Origin of the sequence: Clostridium sp. LS (assembly GCF_002760435.1) — a bacterium.
GTDB lineage: Bacteria > Bacillota > Clostridia > Clostridiales > Clostridiaceae > Clostridium.
Window position 1 is genome coordinate 29,711 of the sequence record NZ_AUUU01000027.1, and the last position, 21,408, is coordinate 51,118.

Sequence of the window (21,408 nt, forward strand, 5' to 3'; positions counted from 1 at the left end):
AATTGAAAATTTAAAGTTTAAATTTTAAAGAAGAAATTTAAAAAATTTCTTCTTTAAAATTTTATATTGATTATATTTCTTTATATTCTGCTATAAAATTTTCTAATGCTTTTATTTGCATTTTAACTGATTCTGTAGAAGGACCGCCAATTACTTTACGTTCTTCAACGCAAGTTAATAAATCTATAGCATGATAAATATCTTCTTCAAAAATAGGGGAGAAGTTTTTAAATTCTTCAAGAGTTAGTTCTTCAATCATTTTATTATCTTTAATACATTGTAAAACTATTTCTCCAACTACTTCATGAGCGTTTCTGAATGCCATGCCTTTTTTAACTAAGTAATCAGCTACATCAGTAGCATTAGTAAATCCGAGAGCAGCGCCTTTTCTCATGTTATCTTTTTTTACTTTCATCGTCTTAATCATTCCGCAGAAAGTTTTAAGTGAAAGTACAACTGTATCTAAGCCATCGAAAAGAGCTTCTTTATCTTCCTGCATATCTTTATTATAAGCAAGAGGAATTCCTTTCATTACAGTAAGTAATGTCATTAAATCCCCATAAACTCTTCCTGTTTTGCCTCTAACTAACTCTGCAACATCAGGATTTTTCTTTTGAGGCATAATACTGCTTCCAGTACTGTAGCCGTCATCAAGTTCAATAAAGCTGAATTCATTTGTGCACCAAAGAATTATTTCTTCTGAAAATCTTGATAAATGCATCATGATCATTGAAAGACAGGAAAGTGTTTCAATTGCATAATCTCTATCAGATACAGAATCTAAACTGTTTAAGGTAACCTTTGAGAACCCAAGGTCGCGTGCAACAGCTTCTCTATCTATAGGATAAGTAGAAGTAGCTAAAGCACCTGAGCCAAGAGGCATTTCATCAACTCGTTTATAACAATCCGAAAGTCTTCCAATATCTCTTTTAAACATTTCAGCGTAGGCTAAAATATGATGGGCAAAGGTAATTGGTTGAGCTTTTTGCATATGAGTATACCCAGGCATTATTGTATCTATGTTTTCATTAGCTTTTTCTAAAAGAACTTCTTCTAAAGCTATAATATATTGTTTTAATGAAGTTATTGCTTTCTTTAAGTATAATCTTAAATCTAAAGTTACTTGGTCATTTCTGCTTCTTCCAGTGTGAAGCATTTTTCCGTATTCACCAATATAATATGTTAAAGTTCCTTCAACAAAACTGTGAATATCTTCAGAAGTTTCATCAACTTCTATAACTCCATTATCCATTCTTTTTAATATTTCTAGAAGACCAGAAGTAATCCTATCACTAGCTTCTTTGGAGATTATATTTTGGTGTCCAAGCATAGAAGCATGAGCAAGACTTCCTTCAATATCTTCTTTATACATCCTGCTATCAACATTTATAGAAGAATTAAAATCATTAACTAATTTGTCAGTGCCTTTTTTGAATCGTCCGCCCCAAAGCTTCATTACATTTCCTCTTTCTTAATTTTTTCGTTCATTTTAGCTTTTACAACTGTTGGAAGACCAAATAGATTTATAAATCCTGCTGAATCCTTTTGATCATATACTCCATCTTCTCCAAAAGTTGCATATTCTTCACTATATAATGAGTATGGACTAGTCATTCCGGCATTGACAATATTTCCTTTGTATAATTTATATTTAACTTCTCCTGTAACTGTTTCTTGAGTTTTCTTAACGAATTCATATAAAGCTTCTCTAAGTGGAGTAAACCATTGTCCGTTATAAACTATATCAGCAAATTTTAAAGCGATTTGTTCTTTATAATGAGCTGTTTCTCTATCCAAGCAAAGTTCTTCTAAATCTTTGTGAGCTTTGTATAGAATAGTTCCACCTGGTGTTTCATAAACACCTCTTGATTTCATACCAACAAGTCTGTTTTCAACCATGTCAGTAATACCAATAGCATTTTCTCCACCAATCTTGTTTAATTCATCTAATAATTCAACACTATTCATTTTCTTACCATTTAAGGCAACTGCAATTCCTTTTTCGAAAGATAATGTAATATAAGTTGCTTCATTTGGAGCTGCTTCTAATGTTTTACAAAGTTCTAAGATTTTATCATATTGAGGTTCATTTTCAGGGAATTCTAAATCTAAACCTTCATGGCTTAAATGCCAAATATTTTTATCTTTACTGTAGTTTGTCTCGCGGTTGATTTTTAATGGAACATTTTTAGCTTCTGCATAATCTATTTCATCTTCTCTTGATTTAATGTCCCAAATTCTCCAAGGAGCGATTATTGGCATTTCTGGTGCAAATGCTTTAACAGCCATTTCAAATCTTACTTGGTCATTTCCTTTACCTGTACATCCGTGACAAATTGCATCTGCTCCTTCAGCCTTAGCAATTTCAACTAATCTTTTTCCGATTATTGGTCTAGCAAATGAAGTTCCAAGTAAGTATTTTCCTTCATATATAGCTCCTGCTTGAATAGTAGGGAAGATATAATCATCAACGAACTCTTGAGTTAAATCTTCTATATATAATTTTGAAGCACCTGTTTTTATTGCCTTCTCTTCTAAACCATCTAGTTCATCTTTTTGACCAACATTAGCGCATACTGCTATAACTTCGCATCCGTAATTCTCTTTAAGCCATGGAATAATAATTGATGTATCTAAGCCCCCTGAATAAGCTAAAACTACTTTGTTATATTTTGTCATTTAAAAGCCCTCCTTTAATATCATGGAAAATATAAAAAAAATTAATATAATTTTCTAATCTTTTTGTACTATTTATAATTATACAATTCAATAAAAAAATAATCAAGTATAAAAAGAAAAAATATTCATAAAAATATTAAAAATATACATAATAAAATATAATAAACTTATAAAAATACAAATTTTATGCATAAAAAATCAATTTTTATGCATAAAATTATATTGTGTATAAGTATATATGTGTTGTATATTTATTAAAATAATTTATAAGCCAAAATTGTTAATTTAACAAAAGGCTATATAGATATAAATGATTAAGTTTAGGAAAAAAACTTTCAGCTTATCAAAAAAATATATATTTCGTTATTATAATACATTTTCTACACTTGGCATTTGTAATTTTTTAACATGCTGTGTATTATGTTTAACTAAATGTAAAGATGTATGGGCTTCTGTTGCGTCATCGTGGACTAAATATGTAGATAATTTTATAGCTTCGTTTAATACGGTATCAAATTCTTGATGGCTAAGATAGACGGAAGTTAAAACGTTATTTTCTTCAATACAATTTAGTAAATCTAGAGATTTTGAATAAGCCTCTTCCATTTGACCACTATTAATTTTATCTTCTATATCTTCAGTTTGAGAGGTAATATTATCACATAATTTAAGAATAGAATTATTTAAAAAAAATACACATATCATAGTTATGATAAATATAAGTACTGATAATAATGCATTTCTCATTTTTTAGCCCCCTTCTCATATTCGTCAAAAAGTTGATATTTAAAATTCCCTTCAGTATCATATAAGGCAATAAGTACCTGTTTAATCGAAGAAATATTATGTTTTTTTAGTAAATCATTTATCCATTTTTCATCCTTATTCATCGAAGTAATGGAATTTTTATGTATCTTCCCATCAGAAATTAATATCTTAGGTAATTTAGCTTCAGAATTTTGAGAGTTGTTTCCGGAGTTTGAGTTAGATTTTTTAGAAGAATTATAATCCATAGGAAGTATCGATATTTGCCCATCGTTCTCCAATATTGCATATTGAATTTCATCAAGATTAAAATAGTCTAAAAGACGCAACTCTTCTAATAACTCATCTACGTTTAATTGCTGCTTCTTTAAAGTTTGATAATTTATTTTTCCCTTGTTTACCAATATACATGGTTCCCCATCAACAAGTTTTCTTGTACATTGAAATTTTAATCCTAATTGGGTTAAAATAGTTTTTAGGAATAATAAAGTTATAATAGGTATAATTCCTAGTAATAATGGAAGCCTTGTATCCTGCATAGGCAAAGATGCTAAGTCTGAAATCATAATTGTAATTACAAATTCATAAGGTTGAAGCTCTCCTATTTGTCTCTTTCCCATTAAACGCATTGTTACTACAACTAGTAAATATAAAATAGCTGTTCTCATTGATACTACAAACATTAAAAAATCACCTCAAAAATAATATCTGCAAAAAATAAAAATATATACACCTTAGAAAAAAGCAGCTATGCTGCAATTAAGATCATTCCACCTATAAAAAGAGCAGCCATGCTACAAATAAAAATGCCTCATGTTAAATTTGAATTTTATTTCATTGGCTTAATAAAATAATTTATCCTTTTTATAAAAAGTGTATATAATATATTTGAACCTTTAATTTGGTGTGCAAAATTTATAAAAAGTTCTAAAATTAGTAAATTGAATTAGCGTAATAGGTATTTTTAAGGAGAAAAACTAAATTAATTAGGTACTCATAAAATTAATTTGTTGAAAGGAAAGGTTTAGACGATATGATTGATAAAGGGATTGAGTTGAAAAATAAGACTATTGAAGCAAAAAAGGGATTAACATTTTATGAGTTGATTATTGATAAATGCAAAGATATGGTTAAAGGTATAGCTATATGCAAGCTTAACGGTAAATATCATGAATTAACTGAAATAATAGAAGATGATGGTGAAGTAGAACTTATTGGATTTGATACAGAACTAGGAATGAAAATTTATACTAGAACATTACAATTCATCTTTATAAAAGTAGCCTTGGATTTGTTCCCAGAATCAAAAATAACTATTGATCATGCTATAAGCAAGGCTGTGTATGGAGAAGTCCATAAAGAAATCCCTTTGAGTAAAGGCGATATTGATAAAATTAAAGTAAAAATGCAAGACATTATAAATAAAGATGTACCAATAAAGAGTTATAGAACTTCAAAAGAAGAGGCTATTAAGATTTTTAAACGCTATCAAATGGATGATAAAGTTAAATTGTTAAAGTATCATGACATTCAATATGTTCATCTTTATGAACTCGAAGGAAGGTATGATTACTTTTATGGACCTATGGGTTATTCAACAGGAATAATAAAGACATTTGATGTATTTAAGTATGAATCAGGATTTATTTTACAAATGCCTGAAAAAAAGAATTTAAGTGAGCTCGCTGAATTCAGAGAAGAAAAGAGTTTAAGTAAGATTTTTATAGAAACACAAAGGTGGTTAAATATATTAGGAATAGAAACTGTTGGAGCATTAAATGAAAAAGTTCTAAATAAAGAATTAACAAATATAATTATGGTTTCTGAAGGTCTTCATGAAAAGAAAATTGCTAACATAGCTGATGAAATTTTAAATAGAAAAAACGTAAAAATTATACTTATTGCAGGCCCATCTTCTTCTGGAAAAACAACTTTTGCTAATAGACTTAGCATACAACTTAGGGTAAACGGATTAATACCTATGCCGTTATCTCTAGACAATTACTTTGTTAACCGTGTAGATACACCTAAGGATGAAAATGGTGATTATGATTATGAATCAATTGATGCTTTAGATTTAAAATTACTAAATGAAAATTTAGGAAGTTTAATGAGGGGGGAAGAAGTTAGTCTTCCAATTTATAATTTTAAAACTGGGGAAAAAGAATGGAATGATTATAATGTTAAGCTACCTGAAAATGGAGTATTAATACTAGAAGGAATTCACGGATTAAATCCAAATTTAATTTCAAATAATTTAAATAGTAATGTTTTTAAAATATATATATCTGCATTAACTCAGTTAAATATAGATAACCATAATAGAATTTCAACTACTGATGTTAGGAAAGTGAGAAGGATAGTTAGAGATTCTTTATCAAGAGGATATAAGGCAGAGGATACTTTGAAAATGTGGAAATCTATAAAAAAAGGAGAGAAAAATAATATATTTGTTTATCAGGAAAAAGCGGATGTTGCATTTAACTCAACATTGGTATATGAACTTGGAGTATTAAAACCTTATGCATTAGAAGAATTAAATAAAATAGGTGAAGAGAGTCCAGTGTATTCTGAAGCAATAAGATTAAAATCCTTTTTAAGTTTCTTTAAAGAAATTAATGTTGATGAGGTACCAAAAAATTCGCTTTTAAGAGAATTTATAGGCGGATCAGTTTTTTATGAGTATTAAGCCAGTTCAACTATGGATTCTAAGACAATTAGTACCTATCTGATGGTTCGCTAAGTGTTGATGAAGATACTTTAAAAACATCATATGAGAATGGTAATTTACGCAAAAGAATTTAACATTTATTATTGTTATATTATTAACTAGGCTTGACAGTTATAGATAAATATGTGATACTAAAGTCAATAGGAAAATAATTACATTGAAATTAAAAACTTTAAAGTTTAGGCTGTAGAGAGTTAGAGAGTAGAGCCACGTAAAACAAAATTTACTAGTAATACTGTAGTATTAGTGCTAGTAAATTTAAACTAATATTTTAATCGCTATCAAAAGCATTAATGATTAAAATGTTATAGTGTTTTATGTGGCTATAATTATGCGCAAAATTACTCATAAAAATATTTAGTTACTTTACTAAAGCAATTCTTAGAATCCAAATATTAATGTATAGTTTTCCGATAATTTGAATTTGTGTATTGATTTAGAGAGAGGGTGAGCTTGAAAGATTATTAGGCTATTAAAAAGTGAATTAAAAAGGAGTGAACATCATGACTATTTTTTTAGCAGAATTGGTAGGAACATTGTTACTTATTCTTTTAGGCGATGGAGTTGTTGCGAATGTTGTACTAAAGAATTCAAAAGGTTTTGGATCTGGATGGATGGTAATAACAACAGGCTGGGCATTTGCAGTAGCAATTCCAGCACTTATTTTTGGAAGTTATAGCGGAGCGCACTTTAATCCTGCATTAACAATTGCTCTAGCAGCTATAGGTAAAGTGGCGTGGGGGGAAGTTCCAATTTATTTAGCAGGACAATTTATTGGTGCTTTCTTAGGAGCGGTTTTGGTATTTGTTTATAATTATGATCAATTTAAATCGAGTGACAATAAGGCAGACAAGCTTGCGGTATTCTGTACAGGGCCAGCTGTAAGAAATAATGTCATAAATTTCACCTGTGAAGTTATAGGAACATTTGTGTTAGTTTTCGGAATTTTGGGAATAGGAGCACAAAATTTAACAAATGGAATAGGAACTTTATTTGTCGGATTCTTAATTTGGGCAATTGGATTAAGTTTGGGTGGGACAACAGGGTATGCAATAAATCCAGCTAGAGATTTAGCACCAAGAATTGCTCATGCAGTATTGCCTATACCTAACAAGGGAGATTCAGATTGGGAGTATGCCTGGATTCCAGTTATTGCTCCAATAATAGGAGCTATTTTAGGATCATTATTTTACACGATATTTTTATAATTAATAATTAAATTCTTGTAAACGTATTGATTAGTTTGTTGAGTACAAATATAATAAATATCATTAAGATAGTTTGAAATAATATTAGTAACAAAGATTAAAGGTGCAAGAGAAAATATCTATATACTTTACAGAATCGTTCTATTATTGTGCTATAACTAGATTTGACACCAAAGTATAATTATGTGATACTTAGAATAAAAGGAAAAAAATTACATGGGAGTATAGATGAATATTAAACAATTATTAGAAGAGAATCCAATCATAGCAGCAGTAAAAAATGAAGAGCAATTAGATTTAGCATTAAATTCAGATGCTCAAATTATATTTGTTTTATTTGGAGATGTGATGAATATCAAAAATATTAGTGAAATTATATCATCAAAGAATAAAATAGGAATAATCCACATTGATTTAGTTGAAGGTTTTACTAGCAAAGAAGTTGTTATAAGATTTATAAAAGATGAAACGAAATTTAGTGGTATAATTAGCACAAAACCTCAAGTAGTAAAACTAGCTAAAAAATATGATTTAATAGGAGTTCAAAGATTCTTTATTTTTGACACACTTTCATTAAACAATGTAAAAAATCATATGATCTCTGAGTGTGACGCAGTAGAGGTGTTACCAGGAATAATTCCAAAAGTTCTGGGAATTATTTCAAAGTATTCTAACAAGCCAGTTGTTGCAGGAGGGTTAATTGAAACCAAGGAAGATGTAATGCAGGCATTAAATTCAGGAGCAACATGCGTATCTACAACAAAAAAAGAAATTTGGGACATGTAGGCTATAGAGAATTAGAGAATAAGGCCACATAAAACTAAATTTACTTAGGGTTATTAATTTTACTAAGTAGATTTTAAACTTATACGAGGCGATAAAAAGAATCATGCTGGAGTACAAGTGAATGTTTTATGTGGCTATAATTATCGATTTATGCATCAAAAAATATTAATGTTTGAAAGCAGGTGTATTAAATGAAAAAGTATATAATAGCATTAGATCAAGGAACTACAAGTTCAAGGGCTATAGTTTTTGATAAGGAGCAAAATATATTCGGAGTAAGCCAAAAAGAATTTACTCAAATTTATCCTAATCAAGGATGGGTTGAGCATAATCCTTTAGAAATATGGGCAAGCCAATACGGAGTTTTGCAGGAGGTAATTGCAAAGACAAACATAACCCAAGAAGAGGTTGCAGCTATTGGAATTACAAATCAAAGGGAAACAACAATAGTTTGGGATAAAAATACTGGGGAACCTGTATACAATGCAATAGTGTGGCAGTGCAGGAGAACAGCATCTATAATAGAAGAACTTAAGAAAGATAAGGAATTTGGAGAATACGTAAAAGAAAATACAGGATTACTTTTAGATGCATATTTTTCAGCAACTAAGGTTAAATGGATTCTTGACAATGTAGAGGGTGCGCGAGAGAGAGCGGAGAAGGGTGAATTATTATTTGGTACAGTTGATACTTGGTTAGTGTGGAAGCTGACTAATGGAAGAGTTCATGTAACTGATTACACTAATGCTTCTAGAACAATGCTCTATAATATTAAAGAATTAAAATGGGATGAAAGAATTTTAGAAAAACTTAATATTCCAAAATTGATGCTGCCAGAAGTTAAAAATTCATCAGAGGTTTATGGATATACAAATCTTGGAGGTACAGGGGGCGTTAGAGTTCCAATAGCAGGTATGGCCGGAGATCAGCAATGTGCATTATTTGGACAAACTTGTTTTGAAGAAGGAAGCGTTAAAAATACTTATGGAACAGGATGCTTTTTACTTATGAATACAGGAGAAAAAATGATTCTCAGTAAAAATGGATTGGTAACAACTATTGCTATAGGTATAGATGGAAAGGTTCAATATGCACTAGAAGGCTCAGTGTTTGTAGGTGGTGCTGTTATTCAATGGATTAGAGACGAGCTAAAATTAGTCAATGATGCCGCAGATACAGAATATTTTGCGAGTAAGGTTGAGGATAATGGTGGTGTATATGTTGTTCCTGCATTTACTGGACTTGGTGCTCCATACTGGGACATGTATGCAAGAGGAGCCATATTCGGTCTCACAAGAGGTGCTAATAGAAATCATATAATTAGAGCGGCTCTTGAGTCTATTGCATATCAATCAAAAGACCTTATAGACGCAATGCAAGAAGATGCTGGATGTACACTTACAAGGCTTAAAGTTGATGGTGGGGCAAGTAGAAATAACTTGTTAATGCAGTTTCAAGCTGATATAACAGGATCAGAAGTTGTAAGACCTATCATAACTGAAACAACAGCTCTTGGTGCAGCATATTTAGCAGGGTTAGCAGTAGGCTTCTGGGAGTCAAAGGAAGAAATTGCTAATAAATGGGCTGTAAGTCAATCTTATTTTCCAAACCTATCTGAAGATAAAAAGGAAAAGTTATATAAAGGGTGGAAAAAAGCTGTTAAAAGAGCAGAAGCCTGGGAAGAAGATTAATTAAGCTAAGGTTACGAGTTTGGGACTGGACAAACATGTAATTGCAAGGTATAATGTAAATATAATTAAAAATTAATGCTGAGAGAATTTAGAGTCAAGCATAAAAACAAAGGTGATTTTACACCTGTTTTTAGCTTGGCTTTTTTTGATGGAAAAAAATAAAATTAAAGATATTTCGGAGGAATATAATCCAAAACTGTAAATTGTTAACTGTTAACTGAATTAAAGGAGGATATATTATGTATGATGTAGCAATAATTGGGGCAGGAGTCATTGGAGCGTCTATTTTTAGGGAACTTACTAAATATAATTTAAAAGTGGTTGCCTTAGAAAAAGAAAAGGATGTTTCAATGGGGACAAGTAAGGCGAATTCAGCAATTGTTCACGCCGGATATGATCCTGAAGAGGGAACCTTAATGGCAAAGTATAATGTGCTAGGAAATGAAATGTTTGAGGATTTATGTAGGGAACTTAGCGTTCCTTTTAAAAGAAACGGATCACTTATTCTAGCTCTGAACGAAGAAGATTTGATCACAGTAAAAAAACTTTTTGAAAACGGATGTAAAATAGGTGTAAAAGGCTTGAGAATATTAAATAAAGAGCAGGTATTAGAAATGGAACCTAATCTTAATAAGGATATTAAAGGGGCATTATATGCACCAACCGGGGGTATAGTAGGGCCTTTTGAATATACCATTGCACTAGCTGAAAATGCAGTTCAAAATGGTGGGGAGATTAGACTAAAAAAAGAGGTTATTTCAATAGAAAAGAAGGATATATTTAGAATTTCCACCAATGATGGCGAAACTATAGAAGCTAAATTTGTTATAAATGCAGCAGGGCTTTATGCTGATAAAATTCACAATTTAATCTGCAAAGAAAGCTTTAAGATAATTCCAAGAAGTGGTGAATATTTAATAATGGATAAAAGTCAAGGGAACGTAGTTAGCCATACAATATTTCAATGTCCATCTAAACTTGGAAAAGGAGTTTTAGTAACTCCAACTGTCCATGGGAATTTAATGATTGGTCCTGATGCTAGAGATATAGATGATAAAGAAGATTTAGGAACAATTGCAGAAGGGTTAGAGGCTATAAGGGGAGCTTCAATGAATTCAACTAAAAAAGTTAATTTTAGAGAAAGTATAAGGAATTTTGCAGGCCTTAGAGCTAATGCGGATTCAGGAGATTTTATCGTAGAGGAAAATGATGAAATCAAGGGCTTCATTGATGTAGCAGGAATGAAGTCGCCAGGATTATCAGCAGCACCTGCTATTGCCTTGGGTGTGGTAGACATATTAAGTAAAGCAGGATGTGTATTAGAAAAGAAAGAGAATTTCATAGCAAGAAGAGAGCAAGTTCGTTTCATGGAGTTATCATCTAAAGAAAAGGCTCAACTAATAAAAGAGAATCCGTTGTATGGAAGAATAGTATGTAGATGTGAAAGTATAACAGAAGGTGAAATAGTAGATGCAATAAAGAGGAGCTTTGGGGTGCTTTCATTAGATGGAGTTAAGAGGAGATGCAGGCCTGGAATGGGAAGATGTCAAGGTGGATTCTGCGGACCAAGAGTCCAAGAAATAATAGCTAGGGAATACAACATTCCACTAGAAAGTGTTGTTTTAGAAAAAGATAATTCCTATATCCTGGTAGGGAAAACAAAGTAGAAAGGCGAGGTAAATTTATGAGTTATGAATTAATTGTAGTAGGTGGAGGACCAGCAGGCCTTGCCGCAGCATATGAAGCATATAATAATGGGATAAAAAAGATACTAATTATAGAAAGAGATAAAGAACTTGGAGGAATATTAAATCAATGTATCCATAATGGTTTTGGACTTCATACCTTTAAAGAAGAACTTACAGGCCCAGAATATGCTGGAAGATTTATTGAAATGATCAAGGATATAAAGGTGGAAGTTAAGCTTGATACTATGGTTTTAGAAATAGGAAAGGATAAGACAGTTTATGCAATAAATACAGAAGAAGGATATATGGAGCTTAAAGCTAAAGCTATAATTTTAGCAATGGGATGTAGGGAGAGAACAAGAGGTGCTATTAATATACCTGGGGATAGACCAGCAGGAGTATTTAGCGCAGGTGCTGCTCAAAGATATATTAATGTAGAAGGATATATGCCTGGAAAAGAAGTGCTTATTTTAGGGTCAGGAGATATTGGGCTCATAATGGCAAGAAGAATGACTCTTGAAGGAGCGAAAGTTAAAGCTGTTGTTGAATTATGTCCATATTCAAATGGCCTAAATAGAAATATAGTTCAATGTTTAAATGACTACGATATTCCATTATACTTATCCCACACAGTAGTAGATATAATAGGAAAAGAAAGGCTAGAAAAGGTAGTAATAGCAGAGGTAGATGAAAACAAAAGACCTATTAAAGGAACTGAAAAGGAATTTAGTGTAGATACTCTATTGTTATCAGTTGGATTGATTCCAGAAAATGAATTATCTTTTAATGCTGGAATTGATGGAGATAGAAGAACCAATGGTTTAATTGTTACAGAAAGCATGGAAACTTCAGTAGATGGAATATTTGCCTGTGGTAATGTAGTTCATGTTCATGATTTAGTTGATTTTGTAACTCAAGAATCAAAACATACAGGATTTTCAGCTGCTAAATATATTAAAGGGGAGCTTAAAAAAGATAAATATGTAAATATAATAAACGGTTCAAATGTTAACTATACAGTTCCTCAAAGACTAAATGTAGATGCTGTTGATGATAAATTAACTATATTTATGAGAGTAAATAATATATATGAAAATAAAGTATTGGTTGTAAGAAGTAATAATGAAATTATTGCTAAATTTAAAAGAGCTCATCTAGCACCATCGGAAATGGAAAAAGTGGTTTTAGGTAAAGTTCTATTAGGTAAGGTTAAAGGTGATATAACAATATCATTAGAGGATGGTGAGTAAAATGGAAAAAGAATTGATTTGTATATGCTGCCCTAAGGGGTGTCATTTGAAAGTGGATGCTCAAATGAATAATGTTCAAGGCAATGGCTGTGGTCGAGGTGAAGAGTATGGAATAAATGAGGTTACAAACCCGGTTAGAATAATAACATCTACTGTTAAGGTAGAAAATGGAGAATTGCCGGTAGTTCCTGTGAAAACAAATGCTCCAATATCTAAAGGATTAAATTTTAAATGCATGGAAGAAATAAATAAAGCCATAGTAAGTGCTCCAATAAAAATTGGTCAGGTTATAATAAAAAATATACTTGGAACAGGCGTAGACATAGTTGCGACAAGAAGTATACATCAAAAGTAGAACTTAATCAAAGGCATCATCGTTTTTATAATGGTGATGTTTTTTTTTATTAAATATATGGATAAATTATAGTTGCAATTAAATTTATGTTATGATTTATGAAGAAGAACTAATAGTGAATATATTTTGAAAAAGTTAATTATATGCATATTAAAAACTAGAGAGGAGATTTCTTATAATGAAAGGTATAGGAGTTTTTGATATTTTAGGACCTATTATGATAGGTCCATCAAGTTCACATACAGCAGGTGCAGCAAGGCTTGGAAGAATTGCAAGAAGTATAGCAGGTGAGGAGATTGCAGAGGTGACATTTCTACTACATGGGTCTTTTGCGAAAACATATAAAGGACATGGTACAGATAGAGCCTTGGTTGCAGGGATTTTGGGAATGGAGCCGAGCGATGAAAGGCTTAAAGATTCTCTAGATATTGCAAAGAAAAAGAAAATTAATTTTTTATTTAAAGAAGCTGACCTAGGAGAGGTCCACCCAAATACAGTAAAATTTATTATGCGTACTATAAGTGATAATTATTGCGAGGTCATGGGATCATCTATTGGCGGCGGAAATATTAAGATTTTAGAAGTTAATGACAATGAAGTTGATTTTACTGGAATGTACGAAACGTTAGTTGTAGCACATAAAGATGTTCCAGGAGTAATTAATAAAGTTACAAGTGTGCTTTATAGTGAAAATATAAATGTAGCTTTTATGAGAGTTTTTAGACATCAAAGAGGTGAGGAAGCTATGATGATTTTTGAAATGGATAATAAGGTAAGTGATAATTTAATTAAAAAGATAAAAAATATAGAACTAGTACATAAAGTGATTTCAATTAGTCCAGCTAAAATCAGTTAACAGTTACGAAAGGCAGAGTGATTATATATGATTGCAAAAAATGGAGTTGAATTATTAGAGATATGTAGTAAGAAGAATATTTCATTGAGTGAATATGCTATAAGGTTCGAGATGGAACAAAGGGGATTAACTAGAGATGAAGTAATAGATAAAATGAAGAAAAATTTAAAGGTTATGATTTCAGCAGCCAATGAGGGAATGGAAAAGGAAGTTTATTCAGTGAGCGGTCTAATAGGTGGAGATGCTTTTAAAATAAATAATTATGTTAAGAGTGGGAATAGCTTAACGGGAGATGTAACAAATATGGCGATGGCGATGGCGCTTTCCTCATCAGAAGTTAATGCATCAATGGGAAAGATAGTTGCCTGCCCAACAGCTGGATCTTGTGGAATACTGCCAGCGGTAATTTTAAGTGCAGGAAAAAAGCTTAATCTAGATGAGAATGGACTTTTAAACGGGCTATTTGCAGCTGCAGCAGTAGGGCTGATTATTGGCTTGAATGCAACATTATCAGGAGCAGAAGGTGGATGTCAAGCAGAATGTGGTTCAGCTTCTGCAATGGGAGCAGCAGCTGTTGTTGAAATGATGGGAGGAACTCCAGAAATGAGTTTAAATGCAGCAGCCATAGTAATTAAAAATGTATTAGGACTTGTATGTGATCCAGTAGCAGGTCTTGTTGAAATACCTTGTGCAAAGAGAAATGCTCAAGGTGCTATAACTGCCTTATGCATGGCTGATATGGTAATGGCAGGAGTTGCATCTAAAATACCATTTGACGATACCGTAAGTGCAATGTATAAGGTTGGAAAAAGCTTACCAGAATCACTTAGAGAAACGGCTTTAGGTGGAATAGCTGTAACTAAAGAGGGATTAAGACTTAGGGAACAAGTTTTTGGAAAGTAAAAAGCAGCAAGCATAAAATTATGCTTGCTGCTTCCTATACTTCTTTGTACAGATTTACTTCAAAACTTCCAACACTTAGATTAACTAATAAAGGGAATAGTAATTTAAAATGATCACTATTATTATGTAAATCTATTGCTTTTTGATCTTGCCACTCTTCTATAAAGGTAAGTACAGATTCATCGTTTAAATCTTCAAATAAGCTATAAGAAATGCAACCAGCTTCTTGTCTACTTTTTTCTATTAATTCTTTTGCTAATTTAATATATGTTTCTTTCTCTTCAATTTTAATTGTATTTTTTGCTACTATTTTTATCATAGTAATTCCCCTTTTTATATTTTTATTAAAATTATATCATCCATAGAATATTTTTGCTACCAGAATATGTGAAATTATCCATATGGTGATTGGCGTTGTCTAAATATATAACATCATTAATTATTGTTTAGAGAGATGAAGTTGTATATAATAACAATAAAATTAAGTTTATTACAATATATTTTAAGATATATTATTTTTAGAAGAGGAGTTAATATGAGTTTAATAATAAGAGATCAAATTACTATTCTTATAGTCGATGACGAAAAAAGTATTGTGGATTTTATTAAGATGGGATTAGAAGCAGAAGGGTATTTAGTATATGAAGCTTTTACTGGAAATGAAGCAATTGAACTAGCTTATAAAATAAATCCTAATATAGTAATATTAGATATTATGCTGCCTGGAATGGACGGATATGAAGTGTGCTCAAGACTTAAAAAATCAATTAAGACATCAATAATTATGCTTACTGCAAGAGATGATGTTGATGACAAAGTAAGGGGATTAGAGCTTGGAGCTGATGATTATATGGCAAAGCCTTTTAGTTTTAAAGAACTTTTAGCTCGTATTAATGCAAGGATAAGAAATAGCTTCCCAGAATTAAGTCAGATAACAAATGTTGGAGAGTTTACAATAGATGATAAAGCTCACGAAATAACCTATTGTGGAAAAATATTAGATTTGCCGCCAACCCAGTATAACTTACTAAAATATTTAATCATGAACAATGGAATAGCCTTAAGTAAATCACTAATACTTGAAAAAGTATGGGGATATGATTTTAATGGAGAAGAAAACATTGTTGAGGTATACATAAGGTATTTAAGAGATAAAATTGATGATAAGGACCATAGTATAATAAGAACTGTCCGCGGTGTTGGGTATAAAATGGTGGCACAATGAAAAAATTAAGAAATAAATTTAAAGTAAAAAGTTTGAAATGGCAATTGTTATTTCGCTTTCTCATAATATTAATTTTATTATTGGGGATAATGGGGCTTTTTCAGTATATAAGTATGAAAAATTATTTATATAATACAAAGGTGCAAGTACTTCATGAAAGGTTTCATAATTTAGATTTTAAAAAAATGTCAGAAGAAAATATGGATGATATAACTGAAAGTGATACTAAAGAAATCTTAAAGAATTTATGGGATAAAAATATGAGTGTAGCTCTAATAAATAAAAATGGAAAGCTGTTAGGTGAAAGAAGTAATATAGATACACCTAAAGATGATGATGATGGAGATGATGATTCTAAGGAGCCAGATGAACGAAAAAGAGAAGAAATACCAGTACCAGTACTTTCTAAAGAGAAGTATATGAGTATTTGCAATGAACAAGGGAATTTAGAACATACCTATGAAATTGTAAGAGATGAAAATAATAATTGTCAAATGGTTGCATGGATAAAGGTTGGGGATTTAAATTCACCATCAGGATTAATACAATTGAGCACACCTATAGATGATATTACAAGTATTTTAGACAGGCAAGAGTACGTACATATTAGTCTTTCAATTATGATTCTCATAATTGGAACAATACTTGGAATCGCTATTTTTAATCGAACCTTGAAGCCGTTATATAAGATAACTGATACTGTGGAAGGAATAAGTGTAAATGATCTACATACAAGACTTGAGGAAGAAAATGGTCAGTTAGAAATTGATAGGTTATCAAAATCCTTTAATATTATGCTGGAAAGAATAGAGACATCATTTGAAAAAGAACAGTTTATCAAGGAAAAAATGAGACGCTTTGTATCTGATGCATCTCATGAATTACGTACACCACTAACCTCAATTCATGGCTTTGTTGAAGTATTGTTAAGAGGGGCGGCAAAAAATCAGGAAAAATTAGATTTAGCTTTAAACAGTATATTAATGGAAAGCGAAAGACTTACAAAATTGGTAAATGATCTTTTAATATTAACTAGGTTAGATCAGCAGCCTACCATTGAAATAAAAAAAGAGAATTTAAGTGATGTTATAAATGAAATAATCCCTCAACTTCAGATACTTTCTAAAAATAGAATTTTAAATTTAAAGTTGAAGGATAATATATATGTATATATAAATAAAAATCAAATTAAACAAGTAATATTCAACATAACTCAAAATGCTGTGATTCATACTGATAAAGAAAAAGGTGTTATAACAATTTCTACAAGTATTGAAGATTACAAAAATAAAGCTTTTGCAGTTTTAAAGATATCTGATAATGGAACTGGCATACCTAAAGAGCATTTAGATAAAATATATGATAGGTTTTTCAGAAGTGATTATCATAGATCTAGAGATCAAGGAGGATATGGGTTAGGGCTTTCTATAGTAAAATCAATAATAGATAGCAATCATGGAGAAATTAGTGTAGAAAGCGAGCTTGGAGTTGGGACAACATTCTCAATATATTTAAAATTAAAATAAATAAAAAAAGGATGTTACAAAATAGATTTATTATATTATTTTGTAACATCTTTTTTTGTATATTTCTTTATTCCAGTGATTAAAATATCAACGCATCTTTAGTTTAAGATATTGCTAAGTAGAATCTGGGTGAAGAACCTTATATAATTCTCAGCAAATTCTAAGCTTGCACTAAGGATACGTTAAGACTTTTTTGCTATAATCTGAGCAATAAGGAAATTCATAAATATTTTAGGTAGGTGAGCGTTATAAGTACAGTAAGTATTTTCATAGTGATGATTGGAATAATAATAGCTATTTTATTTTTTATATTTGTGACTGGTAAATATGAAAAACATGAAGCGGCTAAGAGCAGCTACGCTCTTGGAACTTTGATTAATTTAAGAGCAAGTGGAAATAAAGCTCAAATAGCAATAGACAAAGCTCTAGAAAGGTTAAACGAAATTGACGATAGAATGTCAGCCTTTAAAGAAAGTAGTGATATATCAAAAATTAATTTAAGTGCAGGAAATAAGGGGGAGAAAGTAAATAGAGACACCTATTTTGTAGTTAAAAAAGCCATAGAATACAGTGAAATCTTAGAAGGTACTTTTGATCCAACTATAAGACCATTAGTAAAGTTATGGAGTATAGGTACAAAAGAAGAAAAAGTTCCAGAAAAATCTCAAATAGAGAAGGTATTAAAACTTGTAAATTATAATGATGTTATTTTGGGTGAAGAAAATAATTCAATAATGCTAAAACATAATAATCAGGCTTTAGACGTTGGAGGAATTGCAAAGGGATTTGCAGCTGATGAAGTAAGGGATATTTTTTATCAACATGGTATAAAAAGTGCATTAATTGATTTGGGTGGAAATATTTTTGCTCTTGGAAGTAAGGAAGATGGTTCCTCTTGGAAGGTTGGAATTCAAAACCCATTTAAACCTAGGGGAGAATTCATAGGAATATTAAGTGTAAAAGATAAATCAATAGTAACCTCAGGTAATTACGAAAGGTATTTTATGAAAGATGGAAAGAGATTTCATCATATAATTGATCCTAAAACAGGATATCCATCACAAAGTAAAATTATAAGTGCAACTATTATATCAGATAATTCAATTGATGGAGATGGCTTATCAACTGGTGTTTACATAATTGGTATTGATAAAGCTATGAAGATTATAGAAGCTATAGATGGTATTGATGCAATATTTATTACAGAAGATAAAGAGATATATAAAACATCAGGAATTAATGAAAGTATTTTTACATTAACAGATAGTGAATTTTTTGAAGGAATATAGCGTAAGAAAAGGAGTAATAAATATGGCTAAGAAAATAAAAAAGTCTCAGATTTTAAGACATTGCATGCAAGTAATAATGTTCTTATTATTGCCAGGTTTATATGCAATGACTTTTAGTGAATTAAGAACAGTATATGAAATGATTATTAAAGGAAACTTTAATTTTCTTCAAGCACTGCCAAGTTTAGTAGAATTTGTAGCAGTAATGTTTTTAACCATAATAGCAGGAAGATGGTTTTGTGGCTGGATGTGTGCTTTTGGAGCCTATAATGATTTGATCTATTTTATCTCCAAAAAGATATTTAAGAGTAAATTTAAAGTAAATGAAAAAGTTGATTCTATACTCAAATATGCAAAATATGTAGTATTGATATTCATAATAATTATTTCCTGGACAATAGGAAGTAATATTTTAGAAAGCACAAGTCCTTGGGATGTGTTTGGGCAAATAACTAATATATCGACTGTTATTTCTAATCTTCTTATTGGACTTGTATTATTAGCTTTAATTACCATAGGAGCATTCTTTGTTGAAAGATTTTTCTGTAGATATTTATGCCCTTTAGGCGCTGTATTTTCAATAATTTCTAAGATTGGAATAACAAAAATTAATAAACCAAAAGCTGATTGTGGCAAATGCAGAGCTTGTACAATAAATTGTTCAATGGGATTACAACTTTATAAGGTTGATAAAGTTAAAGGCGGAGATTGTATAAACTGCTTAAAGTGTACAGAAGTTTGCCCAAGAAATAATGCTAATGCAAACATACTTGGACAAGATCTAAATGCTGCATTAACTGGATCTGTGGCAATGGCTGCAATGTTAGGTGTTTATGGATTTACAAACTTTGGGGTTGACGCATTAACTAAGGCTGGAATAATTTCTAATGATAGTGCAGTTTCTAGTAGTGAAGCTTCAAATGATTTAACTGCAGCTAATGCTTCACAAAAGTATAAAGATGGAACATATACTGGAAGCGGTCAAGGTTTTAATGGAGGAACAACTAAAGTTTCTATTACAATAGCTGATGGAAAAATATCAAAGATAGATATTTTATCAAATGGAGATGACCATCAATATTTTGAAAGAGCATGTGGAATAATAACTAAAGAAATACTGTCAAAGCAATCAAGCGATGTTGATATAGTTTCAGGAGCTACTTATAGTTCTAAAGGAATAATAAGTGCAGTGAAGGATGCATTAAGACAAGCATCTAACACTGATTCAGACAGTGATACTTCTAACAATAGCAATGAAACTAAAGATCAAGTAGCAGCTTCAGCTCCAGAAGCAAGTTCAAAAGATAAAACTTCATCAGATGCAGGAGATAGTGTTAAGGTAACAGCTTCGAAATTTAAAGATGGAACATATACAGGCACTGGAACAGGCTTTGAAGGTGGAACAACTAAAATGTCTGTTACTATAGCTAATGGAAAAATGACTAGTATTAAAACTTTATCTTATGGGGATACTCCAGAGTTTTACCAAAAAGCGTCAGGTGTTCTAATAAATGAAATGCTTTCAACCCAATCAACAGCTGTGGATACAGTTTCGGGAGCTACTTTTAGTTCAAGGGGAATAATAGGGGCAGTTAGAAATGCATTAAATCAAGCAGGTGTTTTAGATTCAGGCAGCAATGCTAGCAGTACAGCTTCTAGTGATAATGCGTCTAAGGGCGAACCAACAACACCACCGCTAGTGGCAAACTCAAAAAGTACTCCACCGCCAGTTTCAGAACAAACAGGTGCAACACCGCCTCCAGTGGTAAATCAAAAAGGGACATCTTCTAGCTCAACAGCAGGTCAAGGAGGTACAAGTTCAAGTGGAACTAGCAAGGGCCAATATAAAGATGGAACTTATACTGGTAGCGGATCAGGCTTTGGAGGCACAACTAAAATTTCTGTTACTATATCTAACGGGAAGATAGTAAGTATAAGTACTATATCAAATGAAGATACTTCAAGATATTATAACAGAGCTATAGGAACAATAACAAACAGTGTAATTTCAAAGCAATCAGCTTCTGTAGATACCGTGTCTGGCGCAACATATAGCAGTAACGGTATAATTGAGGCAATAAGAAATGCTTTGAGCCAAGCAAAATAATAAACTAGAAAGAGACTACAGCTAAAAAAAGTTATTTGGAGAGTTAAGATATAAGAATATATATATATAGAAGGTTTGGGATACTGAAAAAGGGGGCAAAGGTATGTTAAGTTTGATAAAACCATCTGCTCTTAAAAGAGGGGGGAAAATAGCGACAGTAAGTTTGTTTCGGGGTGGTGCTGGAGATAAAGAAATGGAATAGTTTTTGGTAAACCATATGACAACAAATATTATGAAGAATATAAGAACGTAATTTGAAAATTAAAATATTAATTTTTTTAAAATTCAGCATAATACAAGCAGGAAAAGTGGCTGTATCAATTTTGATACAGCCACTTTTGTACATCTT

General features: G+C 31.1%; 18 protein-coding genes. 13 read left to right on the plus strand and 5 right to left on the minus strand.

Features of this window, described 5'->3' with window-relative positions:
• Nucleotides 1-70 precede the first annotated feature (70 nt).
• The 4 genes from argH to COL3_RS06840 form a co-directional block, all read right to left on the minus strand.
• On the minus strand, nucleotides 71-1,456 hold the full coding sequence (gene argH / locus COL3_RS06825) for an argininosuccinate lyase (protein ID WP_008421862.1): 1,386 nt from the start codon (nucleotides 1,454-1,456) through the stop codon (nucleotides 71-73).
• Nucleotides 1,456-2,679, minus strand: a complete 1,224-nt coding sequence (locus COL3_RS06830; protein ID WP_008421864.1) for an argininosuccinate synthase — start codon at nucleotides 2,677-2,679, stop codon at nucleotides 1,456-1,458. Before COL3_RS06830 ends, argH begins: the two co-directional genes overlap by 1 nt.
• A gap of 366 nt (nucleotides 2,680-3,045) precedes the next feature.
• Entirely contained in the window at nucleotides 3,046-3,426 is a 381-nt protein-coding gene (locus tag COL3_RS06835; RefSeq protein ID WP_008421866.1) for a DUF4363 family protein, read from the minus strand.
• Nucleotides 3,423-4,127 (minus strand): DUF421 domain-containing protein, encoded by a 705-nt coding sequence (locus tag COL3_RS06840; RefSeq protein WP_008421868.1) that lies wholly within the window; start codon nucleotides 4,125-4,127, stop codon nucleotides 3,423-3,425. Before COL3_RS06840 ends, COL3_RS06835 begins: the two co-directional genes overlap by 4 nt.
• Before the next feature lie 350 nt (nucleotides 4,128-4,477).
• Here COL3_RS06840 and COL3_RS06845 point away from each other — a divergent pair, with 350 nt between their 5' ends.
• The 9 genes from COL3_RS06845 to sdaAA all read left to right on the plus strand — a co-directional run bounded on the left by COL3_RS06845 (nucleotide 4,478) and on the right by sdaAA (nucleotide 14,912).
• Nucleotides 4,478-6,133, plus strand: a complete 1,656-nt coding sequence (locus COL3_RS06845; RefSeq protein WP_008421870.1) for a nucleoside kinase — start codon at nucleotides 4,478-4,480, stop codon at nucleotides 6,131-6,133.
• Between the two features lie 545 nt (nucleotides 6,134-6,678).
• Nucleotides 6,679-7,383, plus strand: a complete 705-nt coding sequence (locus COL3_RS06850; RefSeq protein WP_008421872.1) for an MIP/aquaporin family protein — start codon at nucleotides 6,679-6,681, stop codon at nucleotides 7,381-7,383.
• A 228-nt stretch (nucleotides 7,384-7,611) separates the two neighbouring features.
• A complete protein-coding gene (locus COL3_RS06855) occupies nucleotides 7,612-8,169 on the plus strand; it encodes a glycerol-3-phosphate responsive antiterminator (protein ID WP_008421873.1) in 558 nt (185 codons plus the stop codon).
• Nucleotides 8,170-8,360: 191 nt separating this feature from the next.
• Nucleotides 8,361-9,860, plus strand: a complete 1,500-nt coding sequence (gene glpK, locus COL3_RS06860; protein WP_008421875.1) for a glycerol kinase GlpK — start codon at nucleotides 8,361-8,363, stop codon at nucleotides 9,858-9,860.
• Nucleotides 9,861-10,099: 239 nt separating this feature from the next.
• Entirely contained in the window at nucleotides 10,100-11,527 is a 1,428-nt protein-coding gene (locus tag COL3_RS06865) for an NAD(P)/FAD-dependent oxidoreductase (protein WP_008421877.1), read from the plus strand.
• Between the two features lie 17 nt (nucleotides 11,528-11,544).
• The gene (locus tag COL3_RS06870) at nucleotides 11,545-12,798 is read left to right on the plus strand and encodes an FAD-dependent oxidoreductase (protein ID WP_008421879.1); all 1,254 of its coding nucleotides are present in this window, start codon (nucleotides 11,545-11,547) and stop codon (nucleotides 12,796-12,798) included.
• 1 nt (nucleotide 12,799) lies between these two features.
• Entirely contained in the window at nucleotides 12,800-13,153 is a 354-nt protein-coding gene (locus COL3_RS06875) for a DUF1667 domain-containing protein (RefSeq protein WP_008421881.1), read from the plus strand.
• Nucleotides 13,154-13,331: 178 nt separating this feature from the next.
• Complete coding sequence (sdaAB, locus tag COL3_RS06880) at nucleotides 13,332-14,009, plus strand: L-serine ammonia-lyase, iron-sulfur-dependent subunit beta (protein WP_008421883.1); 678 nt, start codon at nucleotides 13,332-13,334, stop codon at nucleotides 14,007-14,009.
• Nucleotides 14,010-14,036: 27 nt separating this feature from the next.
• Nucleotides 14,037-14,912 (plus strand): L-serine ammonia-lyase, iron-sulfur-dependent, subunit alpha, encoded by an 876-nt coding sequence (gene sdaAA / locus COL3_RS06885; protein WP_008421885.1) that lies wholly within the window; start codon nucleotides 14,037-14,039, stop codon nucleotides 14,910-14,912.
• 34 nt (nucleotides 14,913-14,946) lie between these two features.
• Here the strand turns inward: sdaAA and COL3_RS06890 are convergent, their stop codons facing one another.
• Entirely contained in the window at nucleotides 14,947-15,231 is a 285-nt protein-coding gene (locus tag COL3_RS06890; RefSeq protein ID WP_008421886.1) for a putative quinol monooxygenase, read from the minus strand.
• Nucleotides 15,232-15,447: 216 nt separating this feature from the next.
• Here COL3_RS06890 and COL3_RS06895 point away from each other — a divergent pair, with 216 nt between their 5' ends.
• The 4 genes from COL3_RS06895 (at nucleotide 15,448) to COL3_RS06910 (ending at nucleotide 21,059) form a co-directional block, all read left to right on the plus strand.
• A complete protein-coding gene (locus COL3_RS06895; RefSeq protein WP_008421887.1) occupies nucleotides 15,448-16,137 on the plus strand; it encodes a response regulator transcription factor in 690 nt (229 codons plus the stop codon).
• Nucleotides 16,134-17,663 carry a HAMP domain-containing sensor histidine kinase gene (locus tag COL3_RS06900; protein WP_008421888.1) on the plus strand — a complete coding sequence of 510 codons (1,530 nt, stop codon included), beginning with the start codon at nucleotides 16,134-16,136 and terminating at the stop codon, nucleotides 17,661-17,663. Before COL3_RS06895 ends, COL3_RS06900 begins: the two co-directional genes overlap by 4 nt.
• Before the next feature lie 275 nt (nucleotides 17,664-17,938).
• Nucleotides 17,939-18,952, plus strand: a complete 1,014-nt coding sequence (locus COL3_RS06905; RefSeq protein ID WP_008421889.1) for an FAD:protein FMN transferase — start codon at nucleotides 17,939-17,941, stop codon at nucleotides 18,950-18,952.
• Nucleotides 18,953-18,974: 22 nt separating this feature from the next.
• Nucleotides 18,975-21,059 (plus strand): FMN-binding protein, encoded by a 2,085-nt coding sequence (locus tag COL3_RS06910; protein WP_008421891.1) that lies wholly within the window; start codon nucleotides 18,975-18,977, stop codon nucleotides 21,057-21,059.
• Nucleotides 21,060-21,408 lie beyond the last annotated feature (349 nt).